General features: G+C 56.2%; 27 protein-coding genes. 18 read left to right on the plus strand and 9 right to left on the minus strand.

Annotation, left to right across the window (positions count from 1 at the left end; all coding sequences use genetic code 11):
* Positions 1–38: 38 nt before the first annotated feature.
* The 8 genes from atpF to cooS all read left to right on the plus strand — a co-directional run bounded on the left by atpF (position 39) and on the right by cooS (position 8,071).
* Positions 39–533, plus strand: a complete 495-nt coding sequence (gene atpF / locus ACX4JR_RS00470) for a F0F1 ATP synthase subunit B (RefSeq protein WP_476060598.1) — start codon at positions 39–41, stop codon at positions 531–533.
* Positions 527–1,069 carry a F0F1 ATP synthase subunit delta gene (locus ACX4JR_RS00475; RefSeq protein ID WP_476059096.1) on the plus strand — a complete coding sequence of 181 codons (543 nt, stop codon included), beginning with the start codon at positions 527–529 and terminating at the stop codon, positions 1,067–1,069. Before atpF ends, ACX4JR_RS00475 begins: the two co-directional genes overlap by 7 nt.
* Positions 1,070–1,089: 20 nt before the next feature.
* Entirely contained in the window at positions 1,090–2,598 is a 1,509-nt protein-coding gene (gene atpA / locus ACX4JR_RS00480) for a F0F1 ATP synthase subunit alpha (RefSeq protein WP_476059097.1), read from the plus strand.
* 46 nt (positions 2,599–2,644) lie between these two features.
* A complete protein-coding gene (gene atpG, locus ACX4JR_RS00485) occupies positions 2,645–3,508 on the plus strand; it encodes an ATP synthase F1 subunit gamma (protein ID WP_476059098.1) in 864 nt (287 codons plus the stop codon).
* Between the two features lie 68 nt (positions 3,509–3,576).
* Positions 3,577–5,010, plus strand: a complete 1,434-nt coding sequence (gene atpD / locus ACX4JR_RS00490) for a F0F1 ATP synthase subunit beta (RefSeq protein WP_476059099.1) — start codon at positions 3,577–3,579, stop codon at positions 5,008–5,010.
* A gap of 2 nt (positions 5,011–5,012) precedes the next feature.
* Positions 5,013–5,414, plus strand: a complete 402-nt coding sequence (locus ACX4JR_RS00495) for a F0F1 ATP synthase subunit epsilon (RefSeq protein WP_476059100.1) — start codon at positions 5,013–5,015, stop codon at positions 5,412–5,414.
* A gap of 142 nt (positions 5,415–5,556) precedes the next feature.
* Positions 5,557–6,039, plus strand: coding sequence for a 4Fe-4S dicluster domain-containing protein (locus ACX4JR_RS00500; RefSeq protein WP_476059101.1), 483 nt, complete (start codon positions 5,557–5,559; stop codon positions 6,037–6,039).
* 169 nt (positions 6,040–6,208) lie between these two features.
* Positions 6,209–8,071, plus strand: a complete 1,863-nt coding sequence (gene cooS, locus ACX4JR_RS00505; RefSeq protein WP_476059102.1) for an anaerobic carbon-monoxide dehydrogenase catalytic subunit — start codon at positions 6,209–6,211, stop codon at positions 8,069–8,071.
* 74 nt (positions 8,072–8,145) lie between these two features.
* On the opposite strand, the gene ACX4JR_RS00510 is transcribed toward cooS, so the two are convergent.
* The 4 genes from ACX4JR_RS00510 to ACX4JR_RS00525 all read right to left on the minus strand — a co-directional run bounded on the left by ACX4JR_RS00510 (position 8,146) and on the right by ACX4JR_RS00525 (position 10,542).
* Positions 8,146–8,385 carry a hypothetical protein gene (locus ACX4JR_RS00510; protein ID WP_476059103.1) on the minus strand — a complete coding sequence of 80 codons (240 nt, stop codon included), beginning with the start codon at positions 8,383–8,385 and terminating at the stop codon, positions 8,146–8,148.
* Positions 8,363–8,671 carry an AbrB/MazE/SpoVT family DNA-binding domain-containing protein gene (locus ACX4JR_RS00515; RefSeq protein ID WP_476059104.1) on the minus strand — a complete coding sequence of 103 codons (309 nt, stop codon included), beginning with the start codon at positions 8,669–8,671 and terminating at the stop codon, positions 8,363–8,365. The genes ACX4JR_RS00510 and ACX4JR_RS00515 overlap by 23 nt, the downstream gene beginning before the upstream one ends.
* A gap of 126 nt (positions 8,672–8,797) precedes the next feature.
* Complete coding sequence (locus ACX4JR_RS00520) at positions 8,798–10,039, minus strand: NAD(P)/FAD-dependent oxidoreductase (RefSeq protein WP_476059105.1); 1,242 nt, start codon at positions 10,037–10,039, stop codon at positions 8,798–8,800.
* On the minus strand, positions 10,036–10,542 hold the full coding sequence (locus tag ACX4JR_RS00525) for a 4Fe-4S dicluster domain-containing protein (RefSeq protein WP_476059106.1): 507 nt from the start codon (positions 10,540–10,542) through the stop codon (positions 10,036–10,038). The genes ACX4JR_RS00520 and ACX4JR_RS00525 overlap by 4 nt, the downstream gene beginning before the upstream one ends.
* A 246-nt stretch (positions 10,543–10,788) precedes the next feature.
* On the opposite strand from ACX4JR_RS00525, the gene spoIID reads away from it, so the two are divergent.
* The 8 genes from spoIID (at position 10,789) to ACX4JR_RS00565 (ending at position 20,259) form a co-directional block, all read left to right on the plus strand.
* A complete protein-coding gene (gene spoIID / locus ACX4JR_RS00530; protein WP_476059107.1) occupies positions 10,789–11,736 on the plus strand; it encodes a stage II sporulation protein D in 948 nt (315 codons plus the stop codon).
* A 580-nt stretch (positions 11,737–12,316) separates the two neighbouring features.
* Positions 12,317–13,072 carry a peptidoglycan DD-metalloendopeptidase family protein gene (locus tag ACX4JR_RS00535; protein WP_476059108.1) on the plus strand — a complete coding sequence of 252 codons (756 nt, stop codon included), beginning with the start codon at positions 12,317–12,319 and terminating at the stop codon, positions 13,070–13,072.
* Positions 13,073–13,193: 121 nt separating this feature from the next.
* On the plus strand, positions 13,194–13,454 hold the full coding sequence (spoIIID, locus tag ACX4JR_RS00540) for a sporulation transcriptional regulator SpoIIID (RefSeq protein WP_476059109.1): 261 nt from the start codon (positions 13,194–13,196) through the stop codon (positions 13,452–13,454).
* Positions 13,455–13,598: 144 nt separating this feature from the next.
* Positions 13,599–14,654, plus strand: coding sequence for a rod shape-determining protein MreB (mreB, locus tag ACX4JR_RS00545; protein WP_476059110.1), 1,056 nt, complete (start codon positions 13,599–13,601; stop codon positions 14,652–14,654).
* 202 nt (positions 14,655–14,856) lie between these two features.
* The gene (locus ACX4JR_RS00550; RefSeq protein ID WP_476059111.1) at positions 14,857–18,972 is read left to right on the plus strand and encodes a S8 family serine peptidase; all 4,116 of its coding nucleotides are present in this window, start codon (positions 14,857–14,859) and stop codon (positions 18,970–18,972) included.
* Between the two features lie 108 nt (positions 18,973–19,080).
* Entirely contained in the window at positions 19,081–19,290 is a 210-nt protein-coding gene (locus ACX4JR_RS00555; RefSeq protein WP_476059112.1) for a type II toxin-antitoxin system HicB family antitoxin, read from the plus strand.
* A 176-nt stretch (positions 19,291–19,466) separates the two neighbouring features.
* On the plus strand, positions 19,467–19,769 hold the full coding sequence (locus tag ACX4JR_RS00560; RefSeq protein WP_476059113.1) for a UPF0175 family protein: 303 nt from the start codon (positions 19,467–19,469) through the stop codon (positions 19,767–19,769).
* On the plus strand, positions 19,762–20,259 hold the full coding sequence (locus tag ACX4JR_RS00565; RefSeq protein WP_476059114.1) for a PIN domain-containing protein: 498 nt from the start codon (positions 19,762–19,764) through the stop codon (positions 20,257–20,259). The genes ACX4JR_RS00560 and ACX4JR_RS00565 overlap by 8 nt, the downstream gene beginning before the upstream one ends.
* 17 nt (positions 20,260–20,276) lie before the next feature.
* Here the strand turns inward: ACX4JR_RS00565 and ACX4JR_RS00570 are convergent, their stop codons facing one another.
* Entirely contained in the window at positions 20,277–20,636 is a 360-nt protein-coding gene (locus ACX4JR_RS00570) for an anti-sigma factor family protein (protein ID WP_476059115.1), read from the minus strand.
* A 65-nt stretch (positions 20,637–20,701) separates the two neighbouring features.
* Between ACX4JR_RS00570 and ACX4JR_RS00575 the strand changes: the two genes are divergently transcribed.
* Entirely contained in the window at positions 20,702–20,887 is a 186-nt protein-coding gene (locus tag ACX4JR_RS00575; RefSeq protein ID WP_476059116.1) for a type II toxin-antitoxin system HicB family antitoxin, read from the plus strand.
* Positions 20,888–20,961: 74 nt separating this feature from the next.
* Here the strand turns inward: ACX4JR_RS00575 and ACX4JR_RS00580 are convergent, their stop codons facing one another.
* The 4 genes from ACX4JR_RS00580 to ACX4JR_RS00595 form a co-directional block, all read right to left on the minus strand.
* On the minus strand, positions 20,962–21,357 hold the full coding sequence (locus tag ACX4JR_RS00580) for a HEPN domain-containing protein (protein WP_476059117.1): 396 nt from the start codon (positions 21,355–21,357) through the stop codon (positions 20,962–20,964).
* On the minus strand, positions 21,338–21,673 hold the full coding sequence (locus tag ACX4JR_RS00585; RefSeq protein ID WP_476059118.1) for a nucleotidyltransferase domain-containing protein: 336 nt from the start codon (positions 21,671–21,673) through the stop codon (positions 21,338–21,340). The genes ACX4JR_RS00580 and ACX4JR_RS00585 overlap by 20 nt, the downstream gene beginning before the upstream one ends.
* A 152-nt stretch (positions 21,674–21,825) precedes the next feature.
* Positions 21,826–22,899 carry an anti-sigma factor family protein gene (locus ACX4JR_RS00590; protein WP_476059119.1) on the minus strand — a complete coding sequence of 358 codons (1,074 nt, stop codon included), beginning with the start codon at positions 22,897–22,899 and terminating at the stop codon, positions 21,826–21,828.
* Positions 22,896–23,513, minus strand: coding sequence for a sigma-70 family RNA polymerase sigma factor (locus tag ACX4JR_RS00595; RefSeq protein ID WP_476059120.1), 618 nt, complete (start codon positions 23,511–23,513; stop codon positions 22,896–22,898). The genes ACX4JR_RS00590 and ACX4JR_RS00595 overlap by 4 nt, the downstream gene beginning before the upstream one ends.
* Positions 23,514–23,764: 251 nt before the next feature.
* Here ACX4JR_RS00595 and ACX4JR_RS00600 point away from each other — a divergent pair, with 251 nt between their 5' ends.
* Positions 23,765–23,917 (plus strand): hypothetical protein, encoded by a 153-nt coding sequence (locus tag ACX4JR_RS00600; RefSeq protein ID WP_476059121.1) that lies wholly within the window; start codon positions 23,765–23,767, stop codon positions 23,915–23,917.
* The last annotated feature ends 10 nt before the right edge of the window (positions 23,918–23,927 follow it).

A 23,927-nucleotide genomic window follows, 5' to 3' on the forward strand; every position in this document is an offset into this window, starting at 1 on the left:
CATGGAAAAGGGAAGGAGGGGAAGTAGTGAGCAGTGTTATCGAGGCGTTGGGCCTGAACGCAACCCTGGTGGCGCAGATTTTTCACTTCATTGTCCTTTTGATTTTTCTTCGCATCGTGGTTTATCCGCCCATTGTTAAAGTGCTGGAACAGCGGCAGGAGTTCATTGCCAGCAACATAGCAAAGGCCGAGGAAGAAAGAAAACAGGCCGAAGCATTGCGGCAGCAGTACCTGGCTGATATGCAAAAGGCCAAGGAAGAGGCAAACGAAATTATCCAAAAGGCCACTAAAGCTGCGGAAGAAGAGGCCCGTGCCATTATAGAGGCGGCCAAGGAAGAGGCCAACCGGATCAAAGAATCCGCTATGCAAGATATTGAAAGGGAGAAGGAGAAGGCAGTTTCCCAGTTGCGCGAGCAAGTGGCATCATTGTCCGTACTGGTTGCCAGCAAAATTATTGATGAGAGAATTACAGCCGATATTCACCGTGACCTGGTGAACGATTTCATTAAGGAGGCAGGGGATCTGCCATGTTAAAGGGGGCCGTGGCGGGACGGTATGCCGAGGCCCTTTACGAGATTGCGGTGGAGAAAAATATGGTGGATAAGCTGGAGGAGGAACTGCGGGCCGTGGTGAACCTTCTGGAGGAGGAGCCCGGCCTGAAAAAAGTGCTTTTCCACCCGCGCATTACCGCCGCAGAAAAGAAGGATGTTCTCAAGGCCCTGCTGGAGGACAGAATCTCCCCTGTGGCCATGAATTTCCTGTACCTGGTGATTGACCGCCAGCGGGAAACATATCTGGCCGATATAGTGGAGGTCTTTGTGGATTATGCCAACAAGGCCAGGAACATCGCCGACGTAGAGGTTACTTCGGCTATTGAGCTGGGCAAGGATGAGCGCAAGCGCCTGGTTAAGGCGCTGGGTAAAATGACAGGTAAGGAAGTAAGAGTCAATTATTCCGTAGACCCCTCTCTCATTGGAGGAGTAGTGGTCCGGATCGGTGATAAAGTTATCGACGGCAGTATCAAAACTCGCTTGGAATCAATGAAAGAACACCTCCTGCAAATTAGTTAAGGATAGGGGTGAACTGGTGGATGAATTTGCGACCTGAAGAGATTGGTTCAATAATCAAACAGCAAATTGAAAAATACCAGTCTCAGATAGAAGTGTCCGACGTCGGTACCGTTATCCAGGTTGGTGACGGTATTGCCCGGGTATACGGCCTGGAAGATTGTATGGCCTCAGAACTGCTGGAATTCCCCGGCGGCACCCTGGGAATGGCCCTGAACCTGGAAGAGGACAACATCGGCTGCGTTTTGATGGGTCCCTACACCCACATCAAAGAGGGCGATATCGTCAAGCGTACCGGGCGGATTATCTCCGTGCCCGTGGGGGACGCCCTGCTGGGCCGTGTTGTAAACGCCCTGGGACAGCCTTTGGACGGTCAAGGTCCCATTGAAACCGACAAGATGCGCCCTGTGGAGCGTATCGCTCCCGGTGTTATCGAGAGAAAGCCGGTTCATGAGCCGCTGCAAACCGGTATAAAGGCCATTGACTCCATGATTCCCATCGGCCGCGGGCAGCGGGAGCTGATCCTTGGCGACCGCCAGACCGGTAAGACCGCCATTGCTGTGGACGCCATATTGAACCAAAAGGGCGGGGACGTTATCTGCATTTACGTTGCCGTGGGTCAGAAGCAGTCCACGGTGGCAAACGTCGTGCAGACCCTGAGGGACCACGGCGCCATGGAATACAGCATCGTGGTATCCGCTACCGCCTCCGACCCGGCGCCCATGCAGTATATCGCCCCCTTTGCCGGTGCTGCCATGGGTGAGGAGTTCATGGAGAACGGCAAGCACGTGCTAATCATTTACGACGACCTGTCCAAGCAAGCTAACGCTTACCGTGAATTATCCCTGCTCTTAAGACGTCCTCCCGGGCGTGAGGCTTATCCGGGTGACATCTTTAACCTGCACTCCCGCCTTTTGGAGCGTGCATGTAAGTTAAGTGATGAGCGGGGTGCCGGTTCCATGACCGCTTTGCCCATTATCGAAACCCAGGCCGGTGACGTTTCGGCCTATATTCCCACCAACGTTATCTCCATTACCGACGGCCAGATTTACCTGGAGCCCGACCTGTTCTATGCCGGCCAGCGCCCGGCCATCAACGTAGGTCTTTCGGTGTCCCGGGTTGGTGGCGCCGCCCAGGTTAAGGCCATGAAGCAGGTGGCCGGTACCTTGCGCCTGGATATGGCCCAGTACCGCGAGCTGGCTGCCTTTGCCCAGTTCGGCTCCGACCTGGACAAAGCCACCCAGGCACGCCTGATCCGCGGTGAGCGCTTGATGGAATTGTTGAAGCAAAACCAGTATGTCCCCATGGCCGTTGAGGACCAGGTTGCTTCCTTGTTTGCCGGCGTCAACGGCTTCCTGGATGATATACCGGTGGAAAAGGTAGCTGCCTTTGAAGAAGGCTGGCTGAAGTTCCTGCATGCCCAGAAGCCCGAGTTGATTAATGAATTGGCTGAGAAGAAGGAAATTTCCGAAGAGCTTTCCAAAAAGCTGAAGGAAGCTTGCAAGGAGTTTAAGCAAACCTTTGACAAGTAACCCGTAAGCACCCGGTTCATATCATGGCGAGGTGGTGAACAAATAGATGCCTAGTTTGCGCGATCTCCGGCGCCGCATAAAAAGTATTCAAAAAACCAGGCAGGTTACCAAGGCCATGCAGGCCGTATCCGCTGCCAAGCTGCGGCGCGCCCAGGAGGATGTGCTGGCTGCCAGGCCCTTCGCACGGCGGGTGCGCGACGTTTTGGGGAGAGTCGGGTCTGCATCCGTGGGGGTGCAGCATCCTCTGCTCGCGGTACGTGAGCCCAAAAAGGTAGCCTACGTGGTATTTACGGCGGATCGCGGCCTCTGCGGAGCTTTCAACAGCAATATTCTCCGCAGGGCCGATAAGGAAATAAGAAAGCATGAGAACGTGGATATTGAGCTGATTTGTGTCGGCCGCAAGGCGCGCAACTATTTCCGGCGCCGCGGGTATAAAATTGCCCGGGAGTATATCGGCATCGGCGAAACTGCCGATCTGGGGCTGGCCCGGGAGCTGGCCCGGTATCTCTCGGAGAAGTATGTGGCCGAGGAATACGATGCGGTTTACATGGTATACAGTGAATTTGTAAACGTTCTGGTGCAAAAGCCCGTGGTAGCCAAGCTTTTGCCGGTGGAACCTCCGGAAGAAATGGAAGGTGCCAAGGGGCCCAAGGTGGAATACATCTTCGAGCCCGATGTGGAATCCATACTGGAGCAGATAATTCCCATGTATGTTGAGAATTCCGTCTTCCAGTGCCTTCTGGAGAACAAGGCCGGCGAGCACAGCGCCCGGATGACGGCCATGGACAATGCCACCAAGAACGCCGACGAAATGATCGACAAGCTTACACTTTCCATGAACCGTGCCCGTCAGGCTGCCATTACCAAGGAAATCTCCGAAATCGTTGGCGGCGCCGCCGCCCTGGAATAATACCCGCGGCGGGGGCTTCCGTTCGGTTGGCCAGTTGAACAAAAGGCGAAGGAGGTACGGAGTAGCTAATGGCTAAGGGTGCAGTTGGTCATGTAGTACAGGTCATTGGCGTGGTTGTTGACATTCGTTTCCCGCCGGGCCAGGTACCTGACATATATAACGCCGTTAAAATTGAAAGCGAAAAGGAAGACGTGTTCGGCAGGAAGATTGATCTGACCCTGGAAGTTGCCCAGCACCTGGGCAATAACATTGTGCGCTGCGTTGCCATGTCCACCACCGACGGTTTGGTGCGGGGCATGGAAGCTTACGATACCGGCAAGCCCATCAGCGTGCCGGTGGGCAGGCCTTCCCTGGGGCGCGTAATGGACGTGCTGGGGAATCCCATTGACGGTAAAGGCCCCATCGTAAGTGATGCGTATTATCCCATTCACCGCCCGGCTCCGCCCCTGGTGGAGCAGTCCACCCGGGCAGAACAGCTGGAAACCGGCCTTAAGGTTATCGACCTGCTGGTGCCGTTCCTCAAAGGCGGTAAAATCGGCATGTTCGGCGGTGCCGGAGTGGGCAAGACCGTTATCGTTATGGAACTTATTAACAACATTGCCAAGCAGCACGGCGGTATTTCGGTGTTTGCCGGGGTTGGCGAGCGTACCCGTGAGGGTAACGACCTTTACCTGGAAATGACCGAGGCCGGCGTTCTTGACAAGACCACCATGGTGTTCGGCCAGATGAACGAGCCGCCCGGGTGCCGTCTCCGCGTGGCGCTGACAGGCCTGTGCCTGGCTGAATACTTCCGTGATGAAGAGGGTGCCGACACCCTGCTGTTTATCGACAACATTTTCCGCTTTACCCAGGCCGGTTCCGAGGTTTCCGCCCTGCTGGGCCGGATGCCCTCAGCCGTGGGTTACCAGCCCACCCTGGCCACTGAAATGGGCCAGATGCAGGAGCGGATTACATCCACCAAGAAAGGTTCCGTTACGTCAGTCCAGGCTGTTTATGTGCCTGCCGACGACCTGACCGACCCGGCTCCGGCGACTACGTTTGCTCACCTGGACGCCACCGTTGTGTTGTCCCGCCAGATTGCCGAGCTGGGCATTTACCCGGCTGTGGACCCGCTGGATTCCACATCCCGGATTTTGGACCCCGGTATAGTGGGTGAGGAACACTATGCCGTGGCCCGCGGCGTACAGAGTGTTCTCCAGCGCTACAAGGACCTGCAGGACATCATTGCCATTCTCGGTATGGAAGAATTATCCGACGAGGATAAACTCATTGTGGCCCGGGCCCGTAAACTGCAGCGCTACCTTTCCCAGCCCTTCCACGTGGCCGAGCAGTTTACCGGCCGGCCGGGGGTTTATGTGCCGCTGAAAGAAACCATCCGCGGCTTCAAGGAGATTCTGGACGGCAAGCATGACGACCTGCCGGAGGATGCTTTCTACATGGTGGGAACCATTGACGAGGCGGTTGAAAAGGCCAAACGGATGGCGGCAGAAGGCGGTGAGTAATTATGTCTGAAAAGACTCAGCGCTTGGAAATAGTGACACCGGAGCGTGTAGTGCTGAAGGACGACGTGCGCTTCGTGGTGGTTCCGGGCGTGGAGGGGGAGCTGGGCTTCCTGCCCGATCACGCCCCCCTGGTAAGCGCCCTTAAAATAGGTGTTTTGCGCCTGCAGAAAGAAGGGCAAACCACCAGCGTGGCAGTGCACGGCGGGTTTGTGGAGGTACGCAACAGCCGCGTTACGGTGCTGGCCAGTGCCGCCGAGAGAGCTGAGGAAATAGATAAGGCCCGGGCCGAAGAGGCAAAGAAAAGGGCTGAGGAGCGCCTGAAAAACCCGGGCCCCGACATAGACGTGGAAAGGGCGAAGGCGGCCCTTGCCCGCGCACTGACCAGGCTCAAGGTTGCAGGTTAATAAAAAGGGGGACAGTCTCCCTATTTTTAAAGGGACTGTCCTCTTTTTTTTGCAAAAGTAAATTGTTTATTTTTTCTGAAAACAGGCAGGAAAAAAAGACCCGGGAGCGAAGGGTTTAGCTACAATCTGGAAGGGGGTGAAAATGTTGCTACCAGAGGTAGTTGTTGACTACGATCTGTGCCTGGGGTGCAAGTCCTGCGAAATTGCCTGTGCCGTGGAACATTCTGCCGGTAAGGACTTGTTTGCTGCCATAAATGAGCCCGGTCTTCCGCGCAAGCGTATATTCGTGTGTGCCGCATCCGGCAGGAGCATACCCCTGAATTGCCGCCACTGCGAGGATGCCCCCTGCCTGCGCGCCTGTCCCTCCGGGGCCCTGCACCGGGAAGGGGGGACGGTACTGCATGCGCGGGAGCGCTGCCTGGGCTGCGGCGTCTGCCAGATGGCCTGTCCCTTTGGTGTCATAACCCGCTTGCCCGGCAGCAAGGTTATCGCCAAGTGTGACCGCTGCCCGGACCGGAGTTCCCCGGCCTGCGTTGATGCCTGCCCCACCGGCGCCCTGCAATTCGGGGACCCGGCGGCCCTGGAAAACGCCCGCCGGCAGAGGGCGGCGGAAAAGGTCATTTAGTTCTTTATTTTTTAATTTTTGACAGGATTAACAGGATTTGCAGGATTAAAAAATTTTAAGAATTCTTACTTTGGTAATGCAGTAGGCCGTTAGTTGTTTGAGGCATTAATAATTAAATTAAATTTTAATCCTGTTAATCCCGCCTAATATACGAAAGGGGGAAAGTAACTTGTCCGGTAAAAGTGTCGATAAAGCCTCCCTGTCCATGATACAAAAGGCGTCTTCCGATAACGTTCAACTGGCCTGGGACCGCCTGGCGGCCCAGGAGCCCCAGTGCGGCTTCGGCAAACTGGGCATCTGCTGCCGCAACTGCAACATGGGGCCCTGCCGCATCGACCCCTTCGGAGACGGGCCCCGGGAGGGCGTTTGCGGGGCCGGCGCCGATACCATTGTAATGAGAAACGTATTGAGGGCCATTGCCAGCGGCGCGGCCGCCCACTCGGACCACGGCCGCGGCATTGCCATGACTCTCCGCGAATCCGCCAGGGGCAGTGCCGGGGACTATCCCATCAAAGACGTTGACAAGTTGAAGGCCATCGCTACCGAACTGGACATTGCCGTTGACGGCAGGGGCCCGGAGGAAATTGCCCTGGACGTTACCGGGCTTCTCCTGGAGGAATTCGGCTGCACCAAGGGGTACCTGGAATTTATAAAGCGCGCCCCCAAAAAACGCCGCGACCTGTGGGCCAAGCTGGGGATAACCCCGCGGGGGATCGACCGCGAGGTAGTGGAAAGCATGCACCGCACCCATATGGGCGTGGATAACGACTACGTCAGCCTGGCCCTCCAGGGTATGCGCACCGCCCTGAGCGACGGCTGGGGCGGCTCAACCATTGCCACCGAATTGTCCGACGTCCTTTTCGGCACCCCGAAGCCCGTAAAAGGGCAGAGCAACCTGGGCGTTCTCCGCGAAGATCACGTCAATATAATTCTGCACGGGCACGAGCCCACCCTTTCCGATGTAATAGTTTTCGCCGCCAGGGACCCGGAACTCCTGGAACTGGCCAGGGCCAGGGGCGCTAAGGGCATCAACATCTGCGGCATGTGCTGCACCGGCAACGAAATTCTCATGCGCCACGGCATTCCCGTCGCCGGCAATTTCCTGCAGCAGGAACTGGCCATTGTTACCGGCGCCGTGGAGGCCATGGTGGTGGATATCCAGTGCATAATGCCCGCCCTCACCAGGGTGGCCGGGTGCTACCACACCAAGATAATTTCCACCTCGGCCAAAGCAAAATTCCCCGGCGCCGAGCACATTGAAATGGATGAGCACAATGCTTTCGAAACGGCCAGGAAGATCGTCCGCACCGCCGTGGAGAACTTCTCCAACCGTAAGCCGGAAAAAGTCAACATCCCCTCCCAGACCATGGAGTACATGGCCGGTTTCTCCGCCGAGGCCATCCTGGAGGCCCTGGGAGGTTCCCTCAATCCCCTTATCAACACTATCAAGACCGGGAGCATCAAGGGCATCGCCGCCATTGTGGGCTGCAACAATCCCAAGTACAAGCAGGACTACAGCCACCTGACCTTTGCCCGCCGCCTGATTAAAGAGGATGTCCTGGTGGTGGGAACGGGCTGCGCCATGATTGCCTGCGCCAAGGAAGGCCTGCTCCGCCCCGAAGCCGCGGCTGAGGCCGGGCCCGGCCTGCGCGCCGTCTGTGAATCCCTGGGCGTCCCGCCCGTCCTGCACATGGGCTCCTGTGTAGATATCAGCCGCATCCTTTACGTGGCTGCAGCCATCGCCAATACCCTGGACGTGGACATAAGCGACCTGCCGGTAGTGGCTGCCGCCCCGGAGTGGATGTCCGAAAAGGCCGTCTCCATAGGCGTGTACGCCGTGGCCTCCGGCATTTATACCATCCTGGGTACGGTGCCGCCGGTTCTGGGCAGCAAGAAGGTAACCGAGCTGCTCACCGAAGGCGCCAGGGAGGTAATCGGCGCCACCTTTGCAGTGGAGGAAGACCCGGACAGGGCAGCCGGCCTGGCCCTGCAGCACATTGCCGGCAAACGGGCGGCCCTGGGGCTGAAGTAAAAAAAGGGGGGAGCGGCCTGAAGAGAGGCCGTCCCCCTTTTTTTAAATAAGCTGGTCAATACTTTTTAAGAATGTCATGGTAGCCACACGCCAGCAAAACCATAGCATCTCCAGACCGCTCGAAGATCACCCGGATGCTCCTGCTGGCATAAGCCTCCCAAAAGGGTGTGCCCCCTGACGCGGTGCACCTTGAGCGAAGGGTGTCTGGGATTTTCACCCAGCAAACGCACGGTTTTGGTTACCTGTTTTTGAGCTTCTTTGCTCAACTCCCGGAATTGCTCTATAAAGCTATCAGTCCTGATTACCCGCGGCATCTTCCAGTTCTCCTGCCAGCTCATCTATACTGTCGTGCGCCTTAAACCGCCCGCTTTTCAGATCCTGCAGGCCCTTCTGGATCCTTTCCTGCCACTCCTTACTCCAGAAATACTCCTGGTCCTTCGGGTGCCATTCAACCGGAACAATGCGTAGACTCCCACCGTCCTCGGCTATCTCCAGGCGCACGTAGTCGCCCTCTCTGATTCCGAGTTTTTTGGCCAGCTGCCCTATGCTAATGAGCATTCTTTTCTGTACCTGCTGAATAACTGCTTGTTGTTCTTTCATGCCTAATGCACCCCAAACAGTTTTTCTGTATTATAGCATTATTAAGCTGGGAGGGGCAATAAAGTTTTAGCACTGGATGGATTGGGGAGGGGAGCCTTCCTTTTGTGGAAAGGCCCCCTTAATTTGCTAACCGGCCCCGCAAGCCAGGCTCCCCATCACCGGCGGGCGGCCTTCCAGGAGCGCCCTTTTATCCCTCACGGGCACGCGGGCCTTTATCCGCGCCGTTAAAACTCCCACGCCGTCCACGTCATTTACCGCTGCGTAGCCCACCAGGCATTCACCCCTGAAAACCAGCCGCCGGTAGCGCCGCGCCGCTTCGTCCACGCTCTCCAGTACTTCAAATTCCGGCCCTTCCGCCCTGGAAATGCCGGCGGTGATGGCGCTCAGCCCGAAAAATTCCAGGGAATTGAGTCCCAGGGAGCCGGGGTAGCGCTCCCGGCACCCGGCCATGTTGCGCCCGGCCAGGCGGCCCTGGGCGGCCGCGTTGGGCCAGGTGGCATTTACCCGCACGTCCTCCCGGGCCAGGTCGTATGTTTCGGCCACATCCCCGGCGGCATATATGCCGGGCTCACTTGTTTCCAGGTATTCATTCACCACCAGTCCCCGGTTTGTTTCAAGGCCGGACCCGGCCAGGAAACCGGTGTTGGGCCGGACACCCTTGCCGGCCACCACCAGGGAACAGGGCAGCTCGGTGCGGTCATGCATTCTTATCCCCTTGACTTGACCGTGGTTGTCCTGCAGTATCTCCTCCACCCGGCAGCCCAGGTAGAATTTCATCCCGTTTTCTTCCAGGTGCTGCTGCACCAGGCGCGCGCCCTTCGCGTCCATCACCTGGGAGAGTACCTGCGGCGACCCCACCACAACGGACACCTGCATTCCGCGCTGCAGCAGGGCACAGGCCGTTTTCAGACCCACCGGCCCGGCCCCCAGGACCACCGCCTGCCCGCCCCGGTCTGCCCGCCTGCTGATGGCCCTGGCGTCCTCCAGGGTCCTCAGGGTATAAACCCCTTCCGCCCGGATGCCGGGTATTTCGGGCAGCTGCGGGGAAGCGCCGGAGGCCACCAGCAGGCGGTGGAAGGATATCTCCTCTCCCCCCTCGCAGCGGACTTTCCCCCGGGCGGGGTCTACGGCGCTTACCCTTACCCCGAAGCGGGCGTCAACGGCCAGGCGCCGGTAAAAGTCACCGGCACGTATGCGCATCCAGTCTTCCGTGACCCTGCCCGCAATGTAGTGGGTGGTCATGCACCGGGAATAGGCGGGCCCGGGCTCGTCAGCAAGCATGACAATTTCGCCTTCTGTATCCAGCTCCCGTATGGCTTCCACGGCGAAAATCCCTGCCGCGCTGTTGCCGATAACTACATATTTCATTCCTCTGTACCCCTTTCCGGCCAGGCCAGGCGGGCAGCATAGCGCCGCCGCACTGCCTCGTCTTGCTCCCCGCCTTCCCGCAAAACCAGGGCCCCCGTGGGACAGGCCTCCACGCAGGCGGGAACGTCCCGGTCCGGGCAGCGGTCACACTTCAGGGATAAGCCGCGCTCCCTGTCCCGCCCGATAACTCCGAAGGGACACACCATAATGCACATCCAGCAGCCCACACAGCGCCCGCTGTCGATGGTTACCGTTTCAGAGGCAGCATCCCGGGTTATGGCCGCCGCCATGCAGGCCTCCACGCAGGGGGCGCTTTCGCAGTGGCGGCACATCAGGATAAAGGAGCGGCCCTCATCCCGCACCGTAAACAGCCGGGGCTTCGGCGCGGGAACTTCCCGGATAGCGTCCGGCAAACTGCCGCTCTCCGAGTGCGCCACCGCGCAGCCCAGGGCGCAGGACAAACAATGAAGGCACCTGTTCCTGTCCAACCAGATTTCTTTCAACCATATTCACCTCCGTAAAAACACCGCACCTGGTGTTCCTTTCCCCCAAATCCGCCTGCATAAAACTTCGACGGCAGCGGTTGCTTTTCCTTTCCAAATTTTAGAACAATCACCATAAAGTTGTTCGGAAGTAGTTTTTTATTATCCTGAAAGGGGAAGAATTAATGATAAGAATTATTTTTAGAACTCCCGAATATACATAGGACAAGACCCATCCCAACCCTGCGAGCGGGGGGGAGAATGCCGGTGAAAAGACTGATACTCTTCGCCATCGTACTCATAATAATAATTACCCTGGGCCTGCCCCTGCTGGTAAACTGGCTTACAGGTCCGGAGCCGGAATCGGGGGTGATAAAGGTCCGGCTTTACCGCCACGACACCGGTAAAATTGAAGAAATAGCCCTGAATGAATACGTAACCGGGGTGGTGGCGGCGGAAATGCCGGCGGAATTTCCCGTGGAGGCCCTAAAGGCCCAGGCCGTGGCTGCCAGGACTTACGTGCTGAAGCGTCTCAGGGCCGGCGGCGTGCTGAACAGGCCCCATCCCGGCGCCGATGTGTGCGACGACCCCCGCCACGCCCAGGCCTGGCTGTCCAGGGAAGAAATGAGAGAGCGCTGGGGAATTGTCAACTATTACCGCTACTACTACAAAATAAGGCAGGCCGTGGACGCCACCGGAAATGAAGTCATAACCTACCGGGGCGAGCTTATAGACCCGGTGTATCACTCGGCCTGCGGGGGCAGGACGGAAGATGCGGGAGAGGTGTGGAAGTACGATGTGCCCTACCTCAAGAGCGTGGACTGTCCCTACGAAGCCGATCCCCGGCCGGCCCAGACCGTAAGCTATACCATATCCCAGGTGGAAAAGGCACTGGGGGTCGATCTGTCCGCCGTTCCGGTATCATCGGGAAGCAGCCCCGTTAAGATAACCAGCCGTACCGGTACCGGGCGGGCCAAAACCGTAGAGGTGGGGGGTGTGGAATTACCGGCCACCCTGGTCCGGGAGCGCCTGGGCCTGCGCTCTACTAATTTCAGCAGCCAGATGAAGGGCGACAAAATTATCTTTACCACCGTGGGGTACGGGCACGGCGTGGGGATGTGCCAGTACGGGGCCAGGGGAATGGCCGAACAGGGCTACAGTTACCGGGAAATATTGAAACATTATTATACGGGTGTAGAAGTAGAAGAATTTTAAAATATTTTAGGCGGGATTTAATTTGCAGGGTTTACAGGGTGAATTGAACTGTTAATCCGGTTAAATAATAAAATTTTTGACAGGATTAACAGGATAAAACAGGATTAATAAATAATTAAAATGATTTTTTACTGGATTAGCAGGTGAGACTACATTAATAAAATAAATTTTTTAATTTGTCATTGAATTAATTAAAATTAATTAAATAAAATTTTTTATCCTGTAAATCCTGTAAATCCTGTCTAATTCATAGGATTATTGTTTTTTGTTGGTATTAAGTAATAAAATTTTTTGACAGGATTAACAGGATGGACAGGATTAATAAATAATTAAAATGATTTTTTACTGGATTGGCAGGTGAGACTGCATTAATAAAATAAATTTTTTTAATTTGTCATTGAATTAATTAAAATTAATTAAATAAAATTTTTTATCCTGTTAATCCTGTCTAATTCATAAAACAAGATTAATAAATAATATTTTTTAATCCTGTTAATCCCGTCTAATTTTAATTTATATTATTAAAACCTGCCCAAACGGGCACACTGTAAAAAAGTCCTTGTATCAAGGAGGGATTACAGTGTGGCCCTTTGGTGAAAGATTAAAGGACCAGGACGCCGTAGAAAAATTCCGCCGCTGGTTGCGCCGGTGGCTCCTCGGGGCGCGGTGGCGCTACTTTGCCGCGGCCGCCGTGGCCGTTACCCTGCTGGCGGGCATAATCTGGGCGACTATCAATACATGGAACAATACAAGCCCGGCTGCGGGGGATAAGCCGCCCCGGGAGGTTATTACCGGCTTTTCCCCTGTAACTGAAAAATCGCCAGCCGGTAGATTAGAAGATAAATTCGTCAGGCAGCAAGTACAGGAAGTAAATGAAAAGGAGCCTGCCGGCGCCGGGGCCGGCGGCGGTGGTGAGCCGGAGGCCGCAGTTTCCCGGGACGAGCCGGGCACCATGGTTCTCCCGGTAAGCGGCAGGAAAATATCATCCTACGGCTTCCACTACTCACCGGTATACGGGGATTACCGGTTCCACACCGGGATAGTACTGCAGGCGGAAGAAAACAACGAAGTACGCTCCTGCCTCCCCGGAAAGGTAACGGAGATATCCTTTGTCCGGGAAAAGGGATACAGCGTAAAAGTGGATCACGGGGACGGATGGGCCAGTATTTATGAGGGCCTGGACCGGGTGACGGTGGGCAAGAACGACGGTGTCGACGCCGGAGGCCTCCTGGGCCGGGCAAAAATTGCCGGTGCCAGCGGCAAGGGAGAAATTACCTTTACCTTGCTCAGAAACGGGGAGCCCGTGGACCCCACCCCGTATATCCAGAAATACTGATAATTGACGAGCATGCCGGGGACAACCCGGCTGCTTTTTTTGCCGCCCGGCGGAGCATTTATTGGTGCTGCCTGCATATATATTTAAAGTAATTTTCTATACAGCCCGGGGAGGTAGGGCAATGCAGGAGTATATCCAAAAGCGGGTGCTGGAAATATGTGCTTACATACTGGAAACCGGGGCCACCGTCAGGAAGGCGGCCGAGGTTTTCGGGGTAAGCAAAAGCACGGTGCACAAGGACATGACCGAAAGGCTGCCGTCCCTGAACAAAGAGCTGGCGCTGAAAGTGAAAAAAGTCCTGGAGCACAATAAGTCCGAGCGGCACCTGCGCGGAGGCGAGGCAACCCGGCGCAAATATAAAGCCAAAAGTGTAAAAAATTAGTACCGGCTGCAGGATTTTGTCCCCAAAGGTAGAATTTTTCCAACTATTGGCCTGTATAAAAGGCAAGCAGTGATATGGACATGCACAGCTTATGCTTGTCCGGAAAGGCGGGGACAAGCGGGCTTTAAGGGGGACAAAATCGTCATGTTTCGTATGGGCACGGATATAGGCGTGGACCTGGGTACGGCAAATGTACTGGTCTACGTAAAAGGTCGAGGTATCGTTTTGTACGAGCCCTCCGTGGTTGCCATGGATAAGAACAGCGGTAAAGTTATTGCCGTCGGCTCAGAGGCCAGGCGCATGCTGGGCCGCACCCCGGGCAATATCGTGGCCACCCGCCCCATGCGGGACGGCGTTATAGCCGACTACGACGTAACGGAAAAAATGCTCAAGTACTTTATAACCAAGGCCGTCGGCAGAAAACTGCTCTTCAAGCCCCGGGTAATGGTATGCATTCCCTCCGGGGTAACCAATGTTGAAGAGCGTGCCGTTCGCCAGGCCGCCCTGCAGGCCGGGGCGAGGAAGGCCTTTGTAATTGAAGAGCCCCTGGCCGCGGCCCTGGGGGCCGGGCTTGACATCGCGCAGCCCAGCGGCACCATGGTGGTGGATATCGGCGGCGGCACCACCGACGTGGCCGTTCTCTCCCTGGGCGGAATAGTTCAGAGCCGCTCCCTCAGGGTGGGAGGGGACAAGTTTGACGAGGCCATTATCAGGTACGTGCGCCGGGAAATGAACCTTGCCATCGGCGAGCGTACCGCTGAAGAGATAAAGATTGAAATAGGCAGTGCCTACCTTCCCGGCGAGCCGGAGAGCCGCATGGAAATCCGGGGCAGGGACCTGGTGCGGGGGCTGCCTGTGGCGGTGGAAATCAGCAGTACCCAGGTCTACGAGGCCATAAAGGAGAACCTGGCTGCAGTGGTGGGGGCTGTAAAGGAAGTGCTGGAAACCACCCCGCCGGAGCTGGCTGCCGACATAGTGGAAAAGGGCATCGTCCTAACCGGCGGGGGGGCCCTGCTCCGCGGGCTGGACCTGCTGCTGAGCCGGGAAACGGGGCTGGCGGTGTACGTTTCGGACGATCCCTTGTCCTGCGTTGCCCGCGGTACCGGCCGGGCCCTGGACATGCTGCACGTCCTGGAGGAGGGCAAAAAACGAAAGCACCAGCGGGATTTCCGGCACAGGCAATTGACCCAGTTCCAGTAATTAACATGGTTAATAATTAAAAAAGTAAACAATTCTGGCAGGAACGGGCAGCGGTTTATAGAATATATCTAAAATAATTTATATCTGACAGGGTTCACAGGATTATTTTGATTGCTAATCCCGTCTAATTTTATAAAGAATCAGTTCCTTTCTTCGAAAGGAACTTTTATTTTGACCAGGTTGAAAGCGAGGTACGTTTCTTTTGAAAAGAAAGAGCCGCGTAATTTTAGCTCCCATACTGCTGGTTCTGGCTGCAGCCGCGGTATTATGGCTGTCCGGCGGCGATGGGCCGCCGGTGCGGCGGGAGAGCGGCAGCACCGGTGCCGGCGGTCCCGCCGGCGGGTACCCCCTGCCGGCGGGAGACAGCGTTAAGCAGTACGTCCTGGAACTGGCCCGGCCCCTGACCCCGGAGGAAAGGGCGGAGCTTGGCTCCGCGGCCGAGCCCGGGGGGCCCCTGGGCGGGGACGAGGTGCTGGTGCGGGCGGAGGAAGGCCGCCGGGATGAACTGGCGGCCCTGCCCTTTGTAAAGAATGTGAGGGAGTACCGGCCGGGGGAGAAAATTTCCCGGGAACTGCCGGGTGATGAATCAAGTAAAAGGGTTCGGGTAACCGTCACTCTTTTTTCGACAGAAGATAAAAAGGCGGTGGGCGCCCTGGTAAAAACCCTGGGGGGATCGGTTTTGGAGGGCCAGGGGCGCTACCTCCGGGCTGAAATCCCCGGGGCCGCCCTGGAAAAACTGGCCGCCTCACCCCGGGTGCTCTACGTGGAAAAATACCTGCCGCCCGGGTTTTTAAACGACCGGGCCAGGGACATTACGGGGGCCGGGCCCCTGGCGGTGCCCGGCTTTGCAAGCGACACGGGACTTACCGGGGAGGGGCAGGTCATCGGCCTGGCGGACAGCGGGCTGGACACCGGCCACCTGGGAAACCTGCACCCGGACCTGGAAAATACGCCGGGCAGGAAACCCAGGGTTATAATGCTCAAATCCTGGGCCGGGGTGGAAACACCGGCGGATACGGTGGGCCACGGCACCCACATGGCCGGGACCCTGGTGGGAAGCGGAAAGGCCTCCGGCGGCAAGTATGCCGGCCTGGCTCCGGGGGCCAGTTTATATTTCCAGGGCATCGTGGACGCAGATGACAATCCGGCGCCGCCCCTGGACCTGGAAGAGCTGTTTGAGCCGGCCTACCAGGCCGGTGCCCGCATCCACGTGAACGGCTGGGGCAGAAAGGAAAATACGTACAGCGGCACTGCGGCCCAGGTGGACGGGTTCGTGCGCGGCCACCCCGATTTTCTGGCCGTATTCGGGGCGGGGAATTCCGGCCCCCGGAACGGCAGTCTTACCGCCGAAGCCAACAGCAAAAACGCCCTGGTGGTGGGGGCTTCCGTAAGTCCCCGCCCCGCCTTTGATGATAACATCGGGGACACCGGGGAGGTGGCCGGCTTTTCCAGCCGGGGCCCCGCCGGAGACGGGCGCATAAAGCCCGACCTGGTGGCTCCCGGCACCAACATCATTTCCGCCGCTTCCCGGCTGGTGGGGGGAAACCTGGCCGGAAGGCCCCAGTACACCCTCATGCAGGGGACAAGTACGGCCGCGGCGGTAACCGGGGGCGCCGCCGCGCTGCTGCGCCAGTATTTCCAGGAACGTGCCGGTATTGAAAACCCCTCGGCGGCCCTGATGAAGGCCGCTCTGATCAACGGGGCGAGGCGCCTTGACGGGGTGTCCCCGGCGGCGGGCTTCGGCCTTCTGGACATCGGCGGTACCGTTCTGGCCCTGGAGAGCGGGCTCTTTGAAGCGGTGGACAATGAGAAGGGTATTTCCACGGGGGAAAGCGTGACCTTTGAAAAGGAAGTAACCTGCGGCGGGGCCCCCTTCAAGGCCACCCTGGCCTGGACAGACCCGGCGGCCGCCCCGGGGGCCCGCGGCACATTAATTAACGATTTGGACCTGGAAGTCATTGCCCCCGGCGGTGAAAGATATTACGGCAACGACTTCAGCGGCAGGGGCGCGCGGGATACCCGCAACAATGTGGAGCAGGTATGCATACCGGCCCCCCGGCCCGGTACCTATAAGATAATAATTCACGGCAGGTCCGTGCGGGAGGATACTTCCCCGGGCAGGGCCGTAACCCAGGACTTTGCCCTCGTTTTCGGCCAGCCCCCGGCCCGGGAGGTTGTGGCCGGGAGCAGCGGAAATGAAGTAATTCTTTCGGGGGGTGCCCGGCTTTCCCTGCCGGAAGATACCGTGGTGGTCGTGGACGATAAATTGCTGCCCGGGGGAATTCCCCCGGCCGGCGCCGAACTTTATCTTGTGGGGTCTTTTGATAACCCCCGCAGGGTTTATGCCGCGGGCCGCACCTGGCGGGCCGGGGGCGTTAAGGCCCTGCGGGCCGGTGATGCAACCGTTCTCGTGCGCATAAACCGGGAATACCGGGAAGGCGGCTACGCCGTCGACAGGAGGGCAAGGGACGTTTTAACCTTGAACGGCCGCCCCGCGGCAGAGGGGCAGGCAATCCCGCCGGGGGCCGGCGTTACGGGTTATGTGAATCCCTTCAGCCAGACCCTCTGGAAGGTTGACGTTACCGGGCAGGAAGTAACGGGGGTGATTGCCGGCGTCGACCGGGAAAACCGGAGCATAAAACTTTTGGACCACCAGAAAGCCTACAGCCTGGCGGAGGAAGCTTCCATTTTCTTTTCGGACATCGTGGTGGACGGAGACCCCGCCGACCTGCCCTTCGGGGCTTCCGTGGCCGCGGGCCTGGAAAGGCTGCTTCCCGGCATGCCGGTAAATATTGTCCTGGGTTCCGACGGGAAGGTATATCACCTGGCCGTAAAGCGGCACGTGGTGGTGGGCCGGGTTGCCGGGACGGAACCGGACTCGGGAACCGTTATTCTCTCCTCCGGCGGCCGTTACCGCTTGCTGCCCGGCATTGAGGTGGTGCGGGACGGGCAGCCCGCCGGGTTGGAAAGCATAAAGGCAGGCGACCTGGCCATGTTCAACCTGGTCCCGGGCTCCGCGGAGGCGCTGGGATTGACCCTGTACTCCGAGGTAAGTTACGGGCGGGTGATTTACGCGGAGGATGATATCCTCTACCTCATGGACAACATAAAGGGGTTCAAAATGTTGAGATTTCACCCGGAAGCCCGGGTATTCAGGTGGGGAATGCCCTCCGGCACTTCCATCCTGAGCCCGGGCCAGTGGGTGCGGGTGACAACGGATCCCGCATCCAATGAGATATGGCGGCTGGATATTGCGGAGGTGGCCGCCAGGGCGGAGGATATCCTGGCGTCTTACATTCCCGCCGGGAATCAGGTAAAAACCGCCGGCGGTGATACGTACCTCGTGAGTTCCGTGTCCGTGGTGACCAAAAATGGCCTGCCGGTAAAGCCCGGAGACTTGCTGCCCGGCGAGCCGGTAACCGTGACCGCCCTGTACGGGCCCGGGGGCGAAAAAATCGTGGCCTCCCTGGAGGCCCGGGCCCGGGAAGGGGTAGAGCCCCCTGATTTGAAAATAAAATCCATCATCCCCTTTACCGAATTCTCCATGGTAACGGGGTATACCGGCGCCACCCGCCTGTATGCCCGCTACCCGGACGGCACCTTTAAAGAAGTGCAGCTGGGGGATTCCGGGGAGTTCTATTACCCGGTCTATGCCGGGGAAGCGGAAAATATCCAGCTGGTAGCGGTGGACGGCAGCACGGGCGGGGTGGCCGGCCTGCACCTGAGTTTCCCCCGCCGCCATAAGGGATTTGCCGATATTGACGGCCACTGGGCGGAAATCGACATCCGCCACCTGGCGGACCGGGGGCTTTTAAAGGGCTACCCGGACGGCACCTTCAGGCCCGGTAACCCCGTCACCCGGGTGGAATTCACCGTTATGCTGGCCCGGCTGCTGGGTTCGGAGGCCGGCGGTTTCGTTACCGGGCCTCCCTTCAAGGACGCCGGGGACATACCCCGCTGGGCGAGAAGCGCCGTTGCCCTGGCCTGCAGCAGGGGCCTGGCCGTGGGCTACGAAGATAACACCTTCCGCCCCTACAGCCGCATAACCAGGGAGGAGGCCGCCGTCTTCCTGGTGCGCGCTTACGGCATTCTGAAGGGTCTTCCGGACCAGCCGGCGGAAGCGCTCCCGTACGCCGACTGGAGTACCGTTTCCCGGTGGGCGCGGGAAGATGTGGGCAGGGCCCGGCAGCTGGGGCTGCTGGGGGGCAGGCCAGGCAACCGCTTTGCCCCCGGGGATAACATCACCCGGGCCGAAACCGCCGCTGCTTTGAACCGCCTGCTGTTTAAACTTACGGAAGGGGGCAGTCCCCCCGGTTAAAGGGGACTGCCCCTTTTATTGGTAAATTTTTGAATTTTGACTGCCTGTATGTCTATTATCTATGATATAATTTGACCAAAGAAGAGCTACGTTTAAGGAGGCTGAATTATGCGTTTTACCGCTGCTATCGTTAAGGAAGGTAAATGGTATGTGGCCCGGAGTCTTGAAGTAGAGGTAACTTCCCAGGGGAAAACAGTAGAAGAAGTCTTAGCAAATCTTAAAGAAGCATTGGAACTATATTTTGAAGATGAGGAAATCCCGGAAAACGTTCAAACTCCTATTATTGCCCCGCTGGAGGTCAAACTCGTCCCGCACTGATTGAATTCTCGACAAGGCGTTCCCTCCATGTTTTTCCTCATTTCTTATATTTTCTATCAAAACCCAAAAGAGGTTGATTTCCTTCTGGTGCCTACTGAAATTTTACACGGCCAATGCATTACTAAATATTGGAAGATAGTTGCTTATATGCTATAATAGCTGCAGGGGTGAGAGAAATGGTAATGAGGCAATCGACTTTCCAGGTGACACTGCCGGGTGAGATAAAGCCTTTATTAGAGAAACTTAAGGGAACATCACTGGATGACAAGGTTAGATTATCGGTAGCAATAGAACTGTTTGTTAATAAAGTAGTTTCACTGGCAAGGGCCGCAGATATAGCCGGAAGATCCTACTTGGAATTTATGGATATATTAAAGGCAAGAGGCATTCCCTGGATGGAATACACGGAAGAAGATTTGAAACAAGATGAGATGGCAATTGAACGGCTAATGAGGGAAACCGGAGAAAGCAATGAGTAAGATTATATGTAATGCGAGTCCCATTATTAGCTTGGCGTTAATAGGCAAGTTGGATTTGCTGTGGCAATTATTCGATGAGGTATATATACCAAAAGCAGTATACCGCGAGGTAGTTTTAAAGGGCGGCAAAAAACCTGGCCTCCAGGGCTTACAGGAGGCAATTGATGCAGGACACATTTCCATTTATGAGGTTAAAAATCGAGAAATGGTTAATCAGTTATATGGTGCGCTGCATTACGGGGAAATTGAGGTAATTATAGGGGCAAAAGAACTAAAGATTAAAACTGTTATCATAGATGAGAAACTAGCGCGCAGATTTGCTGAAACCTTATTATTAACACCTGTAGGAGTGCTGGGGATATTGCTTCTTGCCAAGAAAAAAGGTAAGATAGCCAAAATAAAGCCATTACTTGATGCTATGATAAAGAATAACTTTCGAATCTCGAAAAGGTTATACTATCATTTATTGAAAAAAGCAGGTGAGTTTTAAACTAAAAGCAGGGAGCGTTACATCACTCCCTGCTTTTTTATCACCAGCTCTCCAGCCACAGAATAAATAGTCTTCGTCTTCGCCTCCCGGTCCCAGGCCTTCAGCTGCGCCTCCATGCCGGCCATCTTGACCAGCAGCTGCTCCCTTTCCTCCCGGTCTTCCGTGACTTCCACCCGGGCCGCCAGTGCCCTGAAGCCCGCACGCGGCCCGGCGGGAATTTGGGCCGCGACCCCGGCAGCAAAACCGGGCGGGGCCTTCACGTCCCCCGCCCCTTCCCACAGGGCGTCCCCGACCTCCTGCCAGAAAGCCGCCTCGTTCCGGCACGACCGGCAGGCGGCCACGTGCTCTTCTATTATTTTTCCCCAAACGGCGTCCAATTCGCCGTCCAGCCATATGGAAATTTAATAGTGTAGAGTATAATAATTAAGGAGAGGTGATTCAAATGACTAAAAATTTTCCGGTTATTATAGAGCAGGATGAAGACGGGAAATTTATTGTTACTTGCCCTGTTTTTGAAGGATGCTATAGCCAGGGGGATACTTTTGAAGATGCCATGAACAATATCCGTGAAGCCATTGAACTTTGCTTGGAAGAAAATGATGCCGGAAAGAAAAAGGATAAAAGATAGGGAGCAGTCCTCCCGGCTGAAGGGGATTGCTCCTTTTTTGCTGGTAAGTTTGTTTTATGGAACAACCTATCATGTTATTCATTTTCAACTAATCGCCTTATCTTTCTTGCCTTATCCAGGGCTTGTAATGCATCTGCCCTGTTTGGTAGCCCGTCTGGCAAACTTCCTACCGGTGCGGTCGGATACCTGGTCGGGATGTAATACATATCAAGAATCAATGCATCCTTTCTTACGACCTCAAACTCGGAATTTATTTCCACAACCAGATTTACGAGTTCAGGAAGCTTGTGAATCCTCGGAGGGTTAACACCGTGCTTCACCAAAAAGGCTTTTAAACATTTTTCGGCGGCCTGGTGAGCGTGAAAGCATACTACATTGTATAACTGAACCTTCATTAACTCTTCTGCCGCCTTGAGGTCGTCATCGGCATAACGGAGCCAAGCCTGGTATTCAAGAGACTGCCCTGTCATATAGTACTACTCCTTTCTTCAGCACCTCTTCCCTTAGGAAAATGTTATTATGTTTTAACATCTCCTCAAACTCATCCGGAGTATATACCAAAAAATCGATCCCTACCCGCGGATTGGTGAGTTCCGCCAAATACAGAAGCCGTTCAATAAATCTCTTCTCCGTGTACATAACTACAAGCATATCAATGTCACTGTATTCACCGGTCTTCCCGGCGGCCAGTGAACCGAAGAGAATGATTTTATCCGGATTGCATTTTTCAATTATTATTTTGCTAATCCTGTCAACTTCGTCCCGCACTGATTGAATCCTCGACACGGCGTTCCCTCCATGTTTTTTCTCATTCCTTATATTTTCTATCAAAACCCAAAAAATGTCAATCTTGCAAACCTCTCAATCCCATGCCAGCTTTTCCACTATTGAAAAAAACAGTAAAAGCAGGGAGCGTTACACCACTCCCTGCTTTTTTATCACCAGCTCTCCAGCCACAGAATAATAGTCTTCGTCTTTGCCTCCCGGTCCCAGGCTTTCAGCTGCGCCTCCATGCCGGCCATCTTGACCAGCAGCTGCTCCCTTTCCTCCCGGTCTTCCGTGACTTCCACCCGGGCCGCCAGGGACCGGTACTGCTCCACCTTCTCGTTGTACCGGGCGGTGATGTCGTCCTTCTGGGTGCTGGTGGCCGCTACCTGCCCCAGGGTCTTGAGATCTTCCAGGAGCTTGCCGGCCAGGCTGTTGTCCACCACGATTTTGAGGGTCTCCTGGCTGCCGGCGGGGGTATTTTCCGCACCCAGAACTTCGTACTGCGCCCCGGCGCCGTTTATATAATCCAGCGCCACCCTGTGGGCGGCCTCCATGTCTTCCACCTTTATCTTCAACAGCGTGCGCTCAATAACCCGGTCTGTTCCGGTATTCAACAGGGCGTACTGCTGGGGATCAACCCTTTCCCCGGGACCGCTGTCCCCCGTGCCGGAATTGCCCGGCTGCCCGCTGCCTTTACCCGGCGGGCTGCCGGAAACGGAACCCGGGTTTTCCTTATTAACACCGGGCTGCCCCGTGCCGGCGCTTCCCGGCTCATTTACGCCCTGCCGCTCACCCGGTTTTACGCCGCTGCCGGCATTGCCCGGGCCGTTATTTTGACCGGGGTCCCTGTCGATTACGAGACCCGGTGGTTTATGGTTATTGTCCGCCACCTGACCGGCTGGACTGGCCCCCCACCAGTGCAGGTAGGCCCCCGCGGAGCCGGCCGCCACCAGCAGGAAGGCCGCGGCTGCGGCAACAGCGCGCTTCCACCGGGCCGCCAGTGCTCTGAAGCCCGCACCCGGCCTGGCGGGAATTTGGGCCGTGACCCCGGCGGCAAAACCGGGCGGGGCCTTTACGTCCCCCGCCTCTTCCCGCAGGGCGGCCCCAACCTCCTGCCAGAAAGCCGCCTCGTTCCGGCATGACCGGCAGGTGGCCACGTGCTCTTCTATTATTTTTTCCCGCATGGCGTCCACTTCGCCGTCCAGCCATTCGGGGATGAGCTGTTTCACCTGTTCGCATTTCATTGCTTTCCACCTGCTCGCTGCTTGTCTTTATAGGGAAGGATGCTGCCGTTTTCGGCGGCAAGCCTTGTAATCTCCTTCTTAAGCGCCCGGCGCGCCCGGCTGATTCTCGATTTCACCGTGCCCAGGGAACAGCCCAGCAAGAGGGCAATTTCATCGTAGGAATAGCCCTGCATTTCCCTCAACACCAGCACCGCCCTGTGCTCGGATGACAATTCCCGCAGGGCCCTGCGGACCATATTACGAAACTCCTTGTTCTCGTAGGCCTCCTCCGGGCTTTCGCCGTTCGAGGCCACCAGGCGGGGCATCTCGCCCTCCTCCGTCTGCACCGGGTTATCCAGGGAAACCTCCGGTTTCTTTTTGCGCTTTTCATTCAAGGAAAGATTTACCGCGATCCGGTGCAGCCAGGTGCCGAAATCCGCCTCGTTGCGGAACCCCGGCAGGGCCCGGTAGGCCTTTATGAACACTTCCTGGGCCAGGTCCTGGGCGTCGGCGTGATTGCCGGTGAGCTGGTAACTGAGGGTGTAAACCCTGTCCTGGTACAAGGTCACCAGCTGCTCAAAGGCCCTGGTGTCTCCCTTTTGAGATCTTTTTACCAGAAGTTTTGTATTGTCCAAAGGGAATATCCCCCTCGAGCCTGAAGCCCGGACACTTTTTAGACACATTTATATAAGAAAAAGTTCCGGACTCCAGTATGGAATGTCTGCAGAAATTATGTCTGGCAAAATAGTTAACCTGGTAAACAATTTACTGTAAATTATATCATATCTCAAAAGGTTGCTGCTGCCGTTCCGCTCTGATTTTTCAAATGCCGCCGCTGGATTTTTTATTAATTTTTTCCTCGCCTGGAACTTTTGGCGGAACTCCCGTGTCTAATAAAGCGGGTGAAAAACAAAAGCCTGCCGGTTTAACCAGCTTTACGCAGCAGTTAAAAAAATTTTTTCCCCGGATGGAACTTTTGGCGAACCGCATGTGTCTAACTAAGCGAGTGAAAAACAAAGCCTGCCAGGCGAAGAAATAAAAGGCACCCT

Source organism: Desulfofundulus sp. JL263-se, assembly GCF_056316025.1.